General features: G+C 65.4%; 13 protein-coding genes and 1 tRNA gene. 10 read left to right on the forward strand and 4 right to left on the reverse strand.

Annotated features, from left to right (window positions below; all coding sequences use genetic code 11):
- Nucleotides 1-126 precede the first annotated feature (126 nt).
- Nucleotides 127-618 carry an NERD domain-containing protein gene (locus ADJ79_RS13815; RefSeq protein WP_172674007.1) on the reverse strand — a complete coding sequence of 164 codons (492 nt, stop codon included), beginning with the start codon at nucleotides 616-618 and terminating at the stop codon, nucleotides 127-129.
- Nucleotides 619-1,240: 622 nt separating this feature from the next.
- Here ADJ79_RS13815 and ADJ79_RS01830 point away from each other — a divergent pair.
- A complete protein-coding gene (locus ADJ79_RS01830) occupies nucleotides 1,241-2,608 on the forward strand; it encodes a hypothetical protein (RefSeq protein ID WP_156303961.1) in 1,368 nt (455 codons plus the stop codon).
- Nucleotides 2,609-2,617: 9 nt separating this feature from the next.
- Entirely contained in the window at nucleotides 2,618-3,211 is a 594-nt protein-coding gene (locus ADJ79_RS01835; RefSeq protein WP_156303962.1) for a hypothetical protein, read from the forward strand.
- A gap of 328 nt (nucleotides 3,212-3,539) precedes the next feature.
- Here ADJ79_RS01835 and ilvD read toward each other — a convergent pair whose 3' ends face one another.
- Nucleotides 3,540-5,264 carry a dihydroxy-acid dehydratase gene (ilvD, locus tag ADJ79_RS01840; RefSeq protein ID WP_050714534.1) on the reverse strand — a complete coding sequence of 575 codons (1,725 nt, stop codon included), beginning with the start codon at nucleotides 5,262-5,264 and terminating at the stop codon, nucleotides 3,540-3,542.
- A gap of 115 nt (nucleotides 5,265-5,379) precedes the next feature.
- Between ilvD and ADJ79_RS01845 the strand changes: the two genes are divergently transcribed.
- The 4 genes from ADJ79_RS01845 to ADJ79_RS01865 all read left to right on the forward strand — a co-directional run bounded on the left by ADJ79_RS01845 (nucleotide 5,380) and on the right by ADJ79_RS01865 (nucleotide 9,373).
- Nucleotides 5,380-5,453: transfer RNA gene (locus ADJ79_RS01845), tRNA-Gly, on the forward strand.
- Between the two features lie 439 nt (nucleotides 5,454-5,892).
- Nucleotides 5,893-6,420: an inorganic diphosphatase gene (gene ppa, locus ADJ79_RS01855; protein WP_050714536.1), complete on the forward strand. Its 528-nt coding sequence runs from the start codon at nucleotides 5,893-5,895 to the stop codon at nucleotides 6,418-6,420.
- Between the two features lie 228 nt (nucleotides 6,421-6,648).
- Nucleotides 6,649-8,166, forward strand: a complete 1,518-nt coding sequence (locus tag ADJ79_RS01860; protein ID WP_050714537.1) for a DUF2868 domain-containing protein — start codon at nucleotides 6,649-6,651, stop codon at nucleotides 8,164-8,166.
- A gap of 232 nt (nucleotides 8,167-8,398) precedes the next feature.
- A complete protein-coding gene (locus ADJ79_RS01865) occupies nucleotides 8,399-9,373 on the forward strand; it encodes an acetyl-CoA carboxylase carboxyltransferase subunit alpha (RefSeq protein WP_050714538.1) in 975 nt (324 codons plus the stop codon).
- 58 nt (nucleotides 9,374-9,431) lie between these two features.
- On the opposite strand, the gene murB is transcribed toward ADJ79_RS01865, so the two are convergent.
- Nucleotides 9,432-10,487, reverse strand: coding sequence for a UDP-N-acetylmuramate dehydrogenase (gene murB / locus ADJ79_RS01870; protein WP_050714539.1), 1,056 nt, complete (start codon nucleotides 10,485-10,487; stop codon nucleotides 9,432-9,434).
- Between the two features lie 41 nt (nucleotides 10,488-10,528).
- Here murB and ADJ79_RS01875 point away from each other — a divergent pair, with 41 nt between their 5' ends.
- From ADJ79_RS01875 to ADJ79_RS01890, 4 genes are all read left to right on the forward strand, one after another.
- Nucleotides 10,529-11,014 (forward strand): YajQ family cyclic di-GMP-binding protein, encoded by a 486-nt coding sequence (locus tag ADJ79_RS01875; protein ID WP_050714540.1) that lies wholly within the window; start codon nucleotides 10,529-10,531, stop codon nucleotides 11,012-11,014.
- A gap of 13 nt (nucleotides 11,015-11,027) precedes the next feature.
- Nucleotides 11,028-11,699 (forward strand): TIGR02281 family clan AA aspartic protease, encoded by a 672-nt coding sequence (locus tag ADJ79_RS01880; protein ID WP_050714541.1) that lies wholly within the window; start codon nucleotides 11,028-11,030, stop codon nucleotides 11,697-11,699.
- A 26-nt stretch (nucleotides 11,700-11,725) separates the two neighbouring features.
- Entirely contained in the window at nucleotides 11,726-12,241 is a 516-nt protein-coding gene (locus ADJ79_RS01885) for a DUF4124 domain-containing protein (RefSeq protein WP_156303963.1), read from the forward strand.
- Between the two features lie 122 nt (nucleotides 12,242-12,363).
- On the forward strand, nucleotides 12,364-12,717 hold the full coding sequence (locus ADJ79_RS01890; RefSeq protein ID WP_156303964.1) for a hypothetical protein: 354 nt from the start codon (nucleotides 12,364-12,366) through the stop codon (nucleotides 12,715-12,717).
- Here the strand turns inward: ADJ79_RS01890 and ADJ79_RS01895 are convergent.
- Nucleotides 12,687-13,166 (reverse strand): isoprenylcysteine carboxylmethyltransferase family protein, encoded by a 480-nt coding sequence (locus ADJ79_RS01895; protein WP_050714544.1) that lies wholly within the window; start codon nucleotides 13,164-13,166, stop codon nucleotides 12,687-12,689. The genes ADJ79_RS01890 and ADJ79_RS01895 overlap by 31 nt on opposite strands.
- Nucleotides 13,167-13,312 lie beyond the last annotated feature (146 nt).

Below are 13,312 nucleotides of genomic sequence, written 5' to 3' on the forward strand. Positions count from 1 at the left end.
CTTGCCGTCGCCTGGCGCGCTTAACAGTTCGCCTTGCGTAATGCGCACTTCCGGAAACGGGCGCCACTACACGCAGTCGCGATGCGACAGGGGCAGCGCGTGCGGTTAGTGGACGGTGAACATGCCTTACAGCGCCTGCTGAAAATGCGCCTTGTCCAATTCGGATTTCAGGTCGCGGGTTTCAGGCCGTTTCGCAGCAGCGGTTTGTGGCGTGGAAACAGATCGAAGAAATCGGCGCCGTCCAGCTCCTTTTCGTTCAACCCGGAAAAAACCACGCCCCAGCCATAGGGAAAACAGCAGCTTGCCCCCTGAAATGTTCCTGCTCATGCGCCAGGGCGGAGCTACCGCCATGAGGTTGACCAGCTCCATCGAATCGTCGCGCGCCCGGCGCAGCGGGTTGGCGCTGGTTACCAGACTATGCGGGGTGCGCAGCTGCACGCTGTCTTTGTTGCCACCAACCAGGGCGTCGCGTCTCCTTGACCTCCAGCGCCAGCAGGCCCTCTGGCGCGGGCTGAAGATGAAGAAGTCAGGCTGTCTGGCCTGGGTTCCTACGGGTATGTCGTGCCAGACCAGGCAGTCGTCAGACAGCAGGCGCTTGAGCTGGTGCAGCACCAGCACCCGGCGCTCGCCGGTGTCGCAGCGCCGGTCAACCTTGGCCAGACCTTGTGGAAAACGGCCATTTTTCTTCCTCGTTGCAGCGTTTGCTGATGCGTATCTGGCGTGCAGCAGGTTATTGCCTTGGGCGCGCCGCGCCGCTTGGCGCTGCGCATGCGCGCGGAAAGTGCAGCAGGATTGTCAAATCAAAAAGGCTATTTCAAAAAGGCCATTTCCGCCCGCTGGACAAGCGCATTCAGCTATGAAAAGATGAGTAACCGATGCCTTGGCCCGATGGATGCGCTGCCGCGAGCGCACAGCTCTGGGCAAGGGCTGGGCTGGTTGGAGCCAGAAGAGGGCCACGCCCGTGCCAAAGCTGTCTGTTTGCCGCTGCGACCCACGTTGGGATTGCTGCAAAAAAGAAAGTGCCTGCCACCCGCCAGTGAGGCGATGCGGGCGGTTTTTGCCTGGGCTGTTCTGGGACTTCTGCGACCTTGCGCTGCCCAATGGCTGTGGCACGTCAGGGCAGGCGCGGCCTGTGGCAAGTGGATACACGCGCCTGAAAGGCTTTGCACATCATGCCGCCGTGCTTGCACAGTCTCCTGGTATAGCGGGCATGTTTTCCATTTATTTGGAGGGAAAAGAAATGGCAACTACTGCCGAAGTGGCGCGAAACGTCAGCCAGCGCGTTCATAACGACGGGTTTTTAGGTTTGGGCCGCAATGACAATCTCAAACAAACCGTGCGCGAGCTGAAAGATTTGTCAAAGGATGAACGCAATGCGGCCATCGGGCAAATTTCGGATGCAGACCTCAGGGCGCTGGCCGACGATGTCAACGCCAGCGGCCTGTGCGGTGCATCGGGCCTGTCTGCTGATGAACGGCGCGATCTGTTCAACACCCTGGCGCAAGGGCTAGACGGCCAGCAGTTGGGCCGCATGGCACAGGCCTTTGACAGCCGACAAGACGTCATAGCCATAGGACAGGCCGTGGCCCGGCACGCCGATGCCGAAACCAAGCTGGCCTTTATCGAAGAAATGGCGCCGCGCACGGCAAATGGCGACTCTCACACGCAGGCCTCCCTGGGCACCGTCAGCACTGAGACGGGCGACAAAGAGGCCGAGGCCATTTTGGATGTGCTCAACAGCCTGGGCGGCGATGCCGCATCGTTCAACCAGGCCATCCAGAAGATGGACGACAAGACCCTGCAGGCCGTAGTGGACGCCGGGCTGAACAAGACCACCACCACCGTTAGCGACCCGGGCGCCGTCACTACCAGCGTCAGCTACGACCCGCAGCAGCTGGAAAAACTGCTGGAAGTGGCCAAAGGCAGTGCCGACCCAGCTGTCAAGGCCAGTGTGTTTGCCGCAGCATCTGAGGGATTGGGCCAGGTGCGCACAGACACGGGCTTTCCTGTGGTCAGCGTTGGCGCCGATAAGGTGGCCCAGTCATTGCAGGGCAAGCTGACACGGCTGATGCAAACCGATGCGAGCGGCATCACCGGGCAGCTCAACGCCGCCAAAGGCATCAACGCCAGTACGCAAGAATGGCTGAACCAGCTCAACCCGTGGGGCAACATGCGTATGTACAAGCACTACGCTGACAACAGCGGAAAATCCATGACACTGACAGAAATGGGCCTGAGCGTCGACCTGAAGCAGTTGGTGAACCAGGACGGCGCCTTCGGCAAAGAAGGCAGCATCCAGGGTCGCTTCATCCAGCAAGTGATTCAAGATCAAGACGATACCCGCTTCAAGAACGCGTACAAATGGGGCGATGAGATGGTCTGGGCCATGGGCAGCGGCATGCTCGAGGGCGAGTTCAAGGGCACGGTAGTCAAACAATACGACGGCGCCTACAAGATCACAGGCCACATCGAATACCACTACACCGACAGGTTTGAAGACCCCTATGACACCTTCAACTGGGTTTCCGGCTCGTGGGACCCCTTTGGCACGCCTTATGACGTTGAAGAGCGCTGGACCGTGCCCATTGATGGCGTGTATTCCCAATAAGGTGCGTGCATGACGCGAGCGCAGCTGCCCGCTCGGCCTCCCGGTGTCCAACCTCTTGGCAGCGCCAGCCGGGGGCTGCGCTGCGGCTGCCGTCCGCCCCGCCTGTCAGCGGGCGGGGCGCTGGGCTGGGGCGTGCTGGCGGCGCTTGCGCTGGTATTTCTGGCCGGTGCGTACCTGCTCAAGCAAACGGTGGGCTACTCGGGCGCGGTGTTAGGCGATCTGCGCGTCAGTCAGCCGTTGTTTTCTGGCGCGCGGGCACCTTACCGCCTGCAAGTCGGCAGGAAAACCGTGGGCTGGGTCAGCCAGCTGGACAGCTGGTACATCGAGCGCGGCTATGCCTATGGCACCCTGGCATCAGAGCAGGCCGCAGCAGCGCCCCGGTCGGCCGCTTCCGCAGTCCAGACTTATCAACTGGCCTATTTCCTCTTCGATTGCCGCAGCAATGAATTCAAGCGCTATGAAAGCGACCGCGCCGCTTTCACGGCTGAGCTGGCCCGGCGCGGCCTGCCATGGCGCAATTTCATGAGCGGCGAAAACATTGTGGGCATGAAATACAACCAACGCCGCTTTGACAGCCGCTGCGAGCCAGGCACGCCGCGCTGAGGCTTCGCACAGCACGGTTTTCATGGCTGGCGAGTCTGCTGGCGCTTTTAAAAGCATAGCGGCTTTCGGCCGGAAGACGGGGGCAGCCCAAACCCCAACCGCATACCGCCTCAATGCACTGCCCCCTGCACGCTCAGCTGCTGCAAGCACTGGGCATACAGAGCGGCGTGCGGCCGCCCAGTGCCTTTCTCGCTGATTGGTATGCAGGCTCGTTGGTTCAGGGCCTCTCAGGGCCTCTCAATTTCTTGGCGGTGTTGCACTTGGGGATTTGGGGCGCTCATAAAAAACGCGCCTTGAAGGCGCGTTTTTGCAAGGCTGGCGGGAGCCGTCAGAAGTTGTCGAGCACCGCCCCCTTGCTGGCGCTGGAGGCATTGAAGGCGAATTTGGCGAGCACGCCGCGCGTGTAGCGCGGCGGGGGGGCTTGCCACTGGGCGCGGCGGCGGGCGATTTCGGCTTCGGGCACGTTCAGTTGCAGCAGCAGCCGGGTGGCGTCGATGGTGATGCTGTCGCCTTCTTCCACCAGGGCGATGGCGCCGCCTGCTGCGGCTTCAGGGGCCACGTGGCCGACGACCATGCCCCAGGTGCCGCCGGAAAAGCGCCCGTCGGTGATCAGGCCCACGCTTTCGCCCAGGCCCGCGCCGATGAGCGCGCCGGTGGGGGCGAGCATTTCGGGCATGCCGGGGCCGCCTTTGGGGCCGAGGTAGCGCAGCACCATGACGTCGCCCGCCTTGATGCGGCCATCCAGAATGGCCTTGAGGGCGCTTTGCTCGTCGTTGAACACGCGGGCGGGGCCGGTGATGACGGGGTTTTTCAGGCCGGTGATTTTGGCCACGGCGCCTTCGGGCGAGAGGTTGCCTTTGAGGATGGCTAGGTGGCCTTGTTTGTAGAGCGGGGCGTCAAAGGGGCGGATCACGTCTTGCCCGGCGGGCGGCTCATCGGGCACGTCCTTGAGGTTTTCGGCCACGGTTTTGCCGGTGATGGTGATGCAGTCGCCATGCAGCAGGCCCGCGTTCAGCAGCATCTTCATCACTTGCGGCACGCCGCCGGCGCGGTGCAGATCGACGGCGAGGTATTTGCCGCTGGGCTTGAGGTCGCAAAAGACGGGCACTTTCTTGCGCATGCGCTCGAAGTCGTCGATGCTCCAGTCCACGCCCGCCGCGTGGGCGATGGCCAGAAAGTGCAGCACGGCGTTGGTGGAGCCGCCCGTGGCCATGACGACGGCCACGGCGTTTTCGATGGATTGGCGGGTGACGATGTCGCGCGGCTTGAGGTCTTTTTTGACGGCTTCGATGACGGCTTTGGCCGATTCGCGCGCGGAGTTCTGTTTTTCGTCGTGCGGATTGGCCATGGTGCTGGAGTACGGCAGGCTCATGCCCATGGCCTCGAAGGCGGCCGACATGGTGTTGGCCGTGTACATGCCGCCGCAGGAGCCGGTGCCGGGAATGGCGTGCTGCTCCACGTCTTTCAGCTCTTGGTCGCTGATCTTGCCGGCGGCGTTTTCGCCCACGGCTTCAAACACGCTGACGATGTTCAGGTCTTGCCCGTGCAGCTTGCCCGGCAGGATGGTGCCGCCATACACGTAAATGCCCGGCACGTTGGCGCGCAGCAGGCCCATCATGCCGCCGGGCATGTTCTTGTCGCAGCCGCCAATGACGACCACGCCGTCCATCCACTGGCCCTGCACGCAGGTTTCCACGCAGTCGGAAATGACTTCGCGGCTGACCAGGCTGTATTTCATGCCTTCGGTGCCCATGGCCATGCCGTCTGAAATGGTGGGCGTGCCAAACACCTGGGCGTTGCCGCCCGCTTCGCGGATGCCGGCAATGGCCGCGTCCGCGAGCTTTTGCAGGCCGCTGTTGCACGGCGTGATGGTGCTGTAGCCATTGGCCACGCCGATCATGGGTTTCTGGAAATCGCTTTCCTCGTAGCCCATGGCGTAGTACATGCTGCGGTTGGGCGCGCGCGCCTTGCCCTGGGTGATGTTGGCGCTGCGGCGGTTGATGGCCAGGCGCTGGCTGCCGCCGCTGTCGCAGTCGCAATTGCAGTCGTTCATGGGGAAAACCTCGTGGGGTGAATGAAATGGCAAGAGGAAAAGCCGTGCATTCTAGGTCTGCGCCTGCGGCACAAGCCTGCGATATAGAATCGCGCGCTTTGCAAGTCTTTGCCCTGCGGGCGTCGTTCAATGGCAGGACCTGAGCTTCCCAAGCTCAAGACGTGGGTTCGATTCCCATCGCCCGCTCCACTCCAGCTTTTATTTCAGCCTTTCATGGCGCGCCGCAAAGGCCCATGTAGGGCTTCAGCCCGCCTGGCCCGCCGTCGCGGCCCTTCCAGAAATTCCGATCCGGCAACGCCCGGCCCCAATCCGCTGGCGCTGGTTTCGGCAAGCATCAAAGCGGCCCAGGCAAAGCGCGAATCCAGGCGCAAACGCCCTTGCCGCATGACGGCCGCAAGCCCGCCCCAAGGCCAAAGAGTCAGCCTGGCGCCCGGCCCGCTTTCCGGCGCGCTTTGCGATGACCCTGCCTGAACGCCCGCCGCGCCCGGGCGCAACCGCTTGCCGCGCGAAGGCGCCTCCAGTCCCCCGCTTCCATTCTTTCGCCCTGCTGCGGCCAGCCGCAGCGTCAGGCTGGCGAATTCCTAGAATCCGCCCCTTTTGAATCCTCTTTGCCGAAAGGAATGCTCACATGTCCCTGAAAAACGTCACCCCCGGCGACAAAGCGCCCGAAGCCTTCAACGTCGTCATTGAAATTCCCATGCACGGCGACCCCATCAAATATGAAGTGGACAAGCAAAGCGGCGCCCTCTTCGTGGACCGCTTCATGAGCGCCGCCATGTACTACCCCGCCAACTACGGCTACGTGCCGCAGACGCTGGCCGGCGACGGCGATCCGGTGGACGTGCTGGTCGTCACTCCCGTGCCGCTGCCGCCCGGCGTGGTTGTCACCTGCCGCGCCATCGGCATCCTGAACATGCAAGACGAAGCGGGCAACGACGCCAAGGTGCTGGCCGTGCCCGTTTCCAAAAAGCTGCCGCTGTATGACGGCTGGAAAACGCCTGACGACGCGCCGCAAAGCCTCACGCGCGCCATCACGCACTTTTTCGAGCACTACAAAGACCTGGAAGCAGGCAAATGGGTCAAGGTGCTGGGCTGGGACGGCCCCGAAGCCGCGAAAAAGGAAATTGCCGACGGCATCGCCGCCGCCAAAAAGTAAGCCCGCGCAAAGCGAGGCGGGGCCGCCGCCTCTGCTTCTTCACCTTCGCTCCTTGCTCCCGTTTTGCTTTGATTTAGCTCCTTGATTCATAGCATGAGGTCTTAGTGCAGCCTGCGCAAGGCCTGATTTTCATGCCCCTGAATCAGCTCCTGTTTTTGAATCAGCAAAGCGACCTCTTCGCTGCCCCCGCCCCCTCTTCACGCGCTTTTTTCTTCGCGCGCCCATCGCATGAATGCCCCTGCTGACACCCCGCTGGCCCAGGCCGTCATCGCGCAGGCCGTGCAGGGCCTGGAAAGCACGGGCTGGCTGGACGACGCCGGCGCGCTGCGCCAGGCCGCGCGCGAAAAGCCGGGCGAGCGCCCGGCCCAATACCTGCGCCGCGCCTGGCTGCTGGGCGAGCGCCTGGGGCTGACGCAGGCGCTGGAGCAGGCGCGCGCCGCGCTGGGGCTGGCCCTCATCGCGCTGGCGCTGGCCGTGGCCCTGGCCGCGCTGGGGCTGGAGCGCGCCGCGCTGGGCGCGGAGCGCACCATCAACGCCGCTGCGGCCCTGGCCGCCCTGCTGGGGCCGCACCTGCTGGCGCTGGCCGTCTGGCTGGCCGCGCTCATGCTGCCCAAACAGCTGCCCGGACAGCTGTCCGGACAACTGCCTCAAGCCAGCGGCGGCGCGCTGCTGGGGCGGATGGCCTGGCGGCTGGCCCAACGCATGGCACAGCGGGTCGCCTCGCGCGCCAGCCGCCGCCTGGCGCGCTCCGGCGCGAATGCGGCCCGGCTGCTCGATGCCAGCGCCACCGTCTTGCAGCGCCTGCGGCTTTGGCCCTGGCTTCTGGGCGGCATCAGCCACGGCATCTGGGCGCTGGCCTTCGCGCTGGCGCTGGCGCTGCTGCTGTTTGACTTCGCCTTTCGCGCCTACCGCCTGACCTGGGAGACCACCATCCTCAGCAGCCACGCCTTCGCCGCCTTCGTGCAAGCCAGCGGCTGGCTGCCCGCGCGGCTGGGCTTTGCCGTGCCCGACGCCGCCGCCGTGCAGCAGGCCCTGGCGGCATCGGCTCCGGCCTCCGCCACTCTCGCATCCAGCGCCGCCGCCGCGAATCAAAGCGCCTGGGCCTGGTGGCTCATGGGCTGCGTATTCACCTACGGCCTGCTGCCGCGCGCCCTGCTGGCCGCCTTTTGCCTGTGGCGCTGGCGGCAGGGCCTGGGCCGCCTTGCGCAGCCCGATGCCGCCCTGCCCGCAGACTCGCCCGAAGCCTTGCTGCACGTGCGGCAAGTCTTCGCCCGCCTGGATGCCCTCGCGCCCGCCGTCGTCATGGACGCCGAGCGCCCCGCCCCTTGCAGCGAAAGCGCCGCCAGCGCCCACGCCGCCAGCGCAGCGCCCGCGCTCATCGGCTTTGAACTGCCGCCGGAGCTGCCCTGGCCCCCTGCCCTGCCGGCCAGCCCCGCGCTTCGCATCCTGAATGTGGATGGCAGCAGCGCCCAGCGCCAGGCCGCCCTGGCCGAGCTGGCCGCGCGCCCGCCCGCCGCCTTGCTGCTGGCCTGCCACGCCAGCGCCAGCCCTGACCGGGGCGCCGCCCGCTTCCTGCGCGAAGCCGCCCGCCACGCGCCGCGCACCGCGCTCTGGCTCGTGCCCGCAGACGAAGCGGCCCAGGCCGGGCACACCGCGCGCTGGCAAAACTGGCTCCGCGCCGAAAAGCCGGGCGCCGCCCTGCTCGCCAGCAAAGCCAGCGCCCTCGCCTGGCTGCAAAAGCCATGACGGCATTGCCGCAAGCCACGCATCCAGTTCAGAAAAAAGAGCAAATTCAGGGCAGCCAAAAACGGCATCGGCGCAAATTGCACTAGGACCTCATGCTATGAATCAAGGAGCGAAATAAGCCCCCTTGATTCCGCCGCCCGCCAGCCCCCTGAAAACAGCGCGGCCTGCGGCCATGCCCGCGAGACACATCCGCTAACATTGCCCGCTTGTCCGCACACACAGGAGTAGGCCCTTGGCCAAACGCACCTTTCTCGACTTCGAGCAGCCCATCGCCGAACTCGAAAACAAGATTGAAGAGCTGCGCAACATGCAATCGGGCAATGAGGCGGCGGTGGACATCACCGAAGAAATCGACCGCCTCAGCCAGAAAAGCCTCAAGCTCACCCAGGACATCTACCGCAGCCTCACGCCCTGGCAAATCACCAAAATCGCCCGCCACCCCGACCGCCCCTACACGCTGGACTACGTCAAGGGCCTGTTCACCGGCTTCATTGAGCTGCACGGCGACCGCCACTTTGCCGACGACCAGAGCATCATCGGCGGCCTGGCGCGCTTTGGCGGCCATGCCTGCGTGGTGATCGGCCACCAAAAAGGGCGCGACACCAAGGAGCGCACCCTGCGCAACTTCGGCATGACGCGCCCCGAGGGCTACCGCAAGGCGCTGCGGCTGATGAAAACGGCCGAGAAATTCGGCCTGCCCGTCTTCACCTTCGTGGACACGCCCGGCGCTTTTCCGGGCATCGACGCCGAAGAGCGCGGCCAGTCTGAAGCCATCGGCCGCAACATCTATGAAATGGCGCAGCTGCGCACGCCCATCATCACCACCATCATTGGCGAAGGCGGCTCCGGCGGCGCGCTGGCCATTGCCGTATCAGACCAGACGCTGATGCTGCAATACGCCATCTATTCCGTCATCAGCCCCGAAGGCTGCGCCTCCATCCTCTGGAAAACCGGCGAGAAAGCCGCCGAAGCCGCCGAGGCGCTGGGCATCACGGCCCCGCGCCTGAAAAGCCTGGGCCTGATCGACAAAGTAGTCAGCGAGCCGACAGGCGGCGCGCACCGCGACCCGCAGCACATGTGCACCCTGCTCAAGCGCGCCCTGGGCGAAGCCTGGCGCCAACTCAGCGCCCTGGAGCCTGAAGAGCTGCTGGAACGCCGCTACCAGCGCCTGCAAAGCTACGGCCGCTTTGAAGCGGCCCCCGCCTGAGGGCCTGCTCAGCGCCTGGCCGCGAGGGGCGAAAGCGCAGCGCCGGGCGAAGCGGCGCTCAAACCACCACCGGCTCCGGCTCCAGGCGAATGCCGAAGCGCTCGTAAACGCTGGTCTGAATGGCCTTGGCCAGCGTCATCACTTCGCCGCCCGTGGCCGGGTGGTCGGCCGCGCCCAGGTTCACCAGCACGAGGGCCTGTTTTTCGTAGACGCCCGCGTTGCCCATGCGCTTGCCGCGCCAGCCGCAGGCGTCGATCAGCCAGCCGGCGGCGAGCTTGACGCGGCCATCGGGCAGCGGGTAATGCACCACCTGCGGCTCGCGGGCGATGATGTCGCGGCACTGCTCGGCCGTGACGGTGGGGTTTTTGAAAAAGCTGCCCGCGTTGCCCAGCACGGCGGGATCGGGCAGCTTGGCGCGGCGAATGGCCACCACCCAGTCGCGAATCTGGCTGGGCGTGGGCGCGGCCACGCCTTCTTCCGCCATGCGGCGCTGCAAATCCAGGTAGCCCAGCTCGGGCCGCCACTGGCGCGGCAGGGCGTAGCGCACGCGCAAGATGGCGGCGCACCCAGCCAGGCCCAGCCCGCCCGGCTCGGCGGGGGCGTGCTTGAAGATGGAATCGCGGTAGCCGAAGGCGCATTGCGCCGCGTCCAGCGTGAAGGGGCGGCCCGTGCGCAAGTCAATGGCATCCAGCGAATGAAAGCGGTCTTGCTGCTCCACGCCGTAAGCGCCAATGTTCTGCACGGGCGCTGCGCCCACCGTGCCGGGAATGAGCGCCAGGTTTTCCAGCCCCGGCAAGCCCTGCGCCAGCGTCCATTGCACAAAGCCGTGCCAGCTTTCGCCCGCGCCCGCTTCCACGATGGTGTGGCGCGCCGTCTGCTCCAGCACGCGCAGCCCCGGCACTTCCATCTTGAGCACGGCGGCGCGCACTTCGCCCGTGGCCAGCACGATGTTGCTGCCGCCGCCCAGCACCAGGCGCGGCAGGCCCGCCAGCTCCGGGGCGGCCAGCGCCTGCCGCAAGTCTTGCTCGCTGCGCACGCGCACCAGCGCGGCAGCGCGCGCGGCGATGCCAAAGGTGTTGAAGCTCTGCAAGGGGGCCTGGCGGGAGACAAGCATGTGACAATTGTGGCATTGCCTTTTTGTTGCAGGAGATACAGATGCCTTCATTCGACACGGTGTGCGACCCCGACATGGTGGAAGTGCGCAACGCGGTGGACAACGCCGCCAAGGAAATCGGCACGCGCTTTGACTTCAAGGGCACCAGCGCCGCCATTGAACTCAAGGACAAAGAAATCACCCTGCTGGGCGATGCCGACTTCCAGCTCCAGCAGGTGGAAGACATCCTGCGCGCCAAGCTCGCCAAGCGCGGCGTGGACGTGCGCTTTCTGGACAAGGGCGAAGTGCAAAAAGCTGGCGGCGACAAAGTCAGGCAGGTGGTGAAAGTGCGCAGCGGCATCGCCACGGAAGACGGCAAGAAGATTCAGAAACTCATCAAAGACAGCAAGCTGAAAGTGCAGGCCGCCATCCAGGGCGAAGCCGTGCGCGTGACGGGCGCCAAGAAAGACGATTTGCAAGCCGTCATGGCCCTGCTGCGCAAGGAAATGAGCGCGTTGCCGCTGTCGTTCAACAACTTCCGCGACTGAGAAAAGGCCGCCCATGCGCCCGCCCGCCGCTGCCCGGCTCGCCGCCACGCTGCCTGCCGCCTTGTTTGCCGCCCTGCTTGCCGCCCCTCCGGCGGCGGCGCAGAACGTTTCCCTGCAAGGCATGATGGGCGGCAAGGCGCTGCTTGTCATCAACGGCGGCCGCCCGCGCGCACTGGCGCCGGGCGAAAGCGCGCAGGGCGTCAAAGTCATCTCCGCTGGCGGAGAGCAAGCCGTCGTCATGGCTGACGGCAAGCAGCTGACCTTGCGCGTGGGCGCCACGCCCGTGGACCTGGGCGGCGCCAGCAGCCCTGGCAGCGGCCGCCGCGTCGTGCTCTCGGCAGACACGCGCGGCCACTTCGTCACCAACGGCAGCATCAACGACCGGGCCGTGCAGTTCATGGTGGACACCGGCGCTACCACTCTTGCCATCGGCCAGGCCGAAGCCGAGCGCATCGGGCTGGACTACAAGGGCGGCCAGCCCGTGGGCATGCACACGGCCAATGGCGTCGTGCGCGGCTGGCTGATTCGCGCTGGCAAAGTGCGCGTGGGCGACGTGACCGTGCATGACGTGGAAACCGTCGTCACCCCCCTGCCCATGCCCGCCGTGCTACTGGGCAACAGCTTTCTCAACCGCTTCAACATGCGCCGCGAAGGCAGCCAGATGACGCTGGAAAAGCGCAGCTGAGCGGCTCAGGCCCCTTCGCCCCACCCTTGTCCTCGCCTCCACCCCTCATGCGCCGTCAGTCCGTCCACGCCGCTTCTGCCGCCCTGGCCGCCCTGGCCCTCTTTCTGGCCGAACCGGCCTGGGCGCAGGCCCACAAATGCCAGACGCCTGGCGGCCCTGTCACCTACTCTGACCAGCCTTGCGCCAACGCACAAGCCGGAGGCCCCATCACCCTGCGCCCCAACAGCATGGACGGCAGCGAAGGCCGCGCGCAAGACCAGCGCGCCGCAGCCGCGCAGGCTGCACCGCCCGCCAGCCGCACAGGCCGCGCCAGCAGCCACCACTCAAACAGCTGGGCCTGCCGCAATGCCCTGCGCAGCCTGCAAACCCAGCCGCAGCGCGTGGATGCCGAGCAGTTTGAGCAGGAACGCCAGGCCGCTTCCCGCGCCTGCGGCCATGAAGTGCGCGCCAAGCCGCCCAGGGAACCCAAAGCCCGGCCGCTGCGCAAACAGCGCGCCGCCAGCTCGCCTGCCAGCCGCGAAAAACGCCGCAGTAAGCCGTGACGCCTGGCATCAGACACACCCAAAACAGGAGCAAATTCAAGGGGCAAAAAAGGCGCTCCGCGCAGTTTCCACTAGGACATCACGCTATCGATAGAGTAGCTAAAAGGCGCTATGTTTGCGGCTTGCCCGTTGTGCCCATTCATTCCCTGAAACAGCGGCCACGCCAAAACCATCCGGCTGATGAAAAAAAGAAAATCAATCTGGCGTTTTGTTTTATTACCCGGCGAATCATGTTTTCCCGGGAATATGAACGCCTGATTCAAGACGCTGAATCAGCGGCGGAAATCATCGTGAATGTCCGGATTCATGATTTGAATGAACTGAAAATGACCGCCCGAAGCCATTGCCGGGCGGTTTTTTCATGTGATGAAGGCTGGCATTTTCAAAAGCCGCCTGCCAGCGCCGGAATGAATGGCCCGCAGCGCTTCCGGCCCGCGCGGAAGGGCTACGCCCAGCGCCGCACGCGCTGCGCATAGCGGGCATAGTCCGCGCCAAAGCGCGCGCGCAGCGCGGCTTCTTCGGGGCGGATTTGCAAGGTGTTGAGCACCGCCACAAAAAGCGGCAGCGCCAGCAGCGCAGCGGCATTGCCCAGCCACACGGCCCAGCCTGCCAGCGCCAGCAGCATGCCCAGGTACATGGGGTTGCGCGTGTAGCGATACACGCCGCCCGTGACCAGCGCGCGGGCGCGCTGCGGCGCCAGCGGATTGACGGTGGTGCGCGATCGCGCGAAGGCCCACACGCCCGCCAGCGCCAGCGTGCCGCCCGCCGCCGCCAGCACCAGGGCTGCCGCCCAGACCCACACACCGCCGCCCGGCGGCCAGAGCTGCCCGGCAGGCACGCTGCGGGCCAGCTGCCACATGAGGGCGGCGCAGGCTGCGTCGATCACGGGCGGAGGAATCTTGTGGGCGTACCAGGGCGAAGGCATGGCGCGGAATTTACCGGCCCTATTTACCGGCCCTATTTACCCGCCGTAGCAGGCAGTAGCATCCGGCGGCCAGCGGGCGCGTTTGCGCCGCGCAAGGCTTGCGCGGGCGTGACGCCAGATGCAGCGCAAGATGCTCTGCCGGCCTC

This window comes from Ottowia sp. oral taxon 894 (assembly GCF_001262075.1).
Classification (GTDB): Bacteria; Pseudomonadota; Gammaproteobacteria; order Burkholderiales; family Burkholderiaceae_C; genus Ottowia; species Ottowia massiliensis.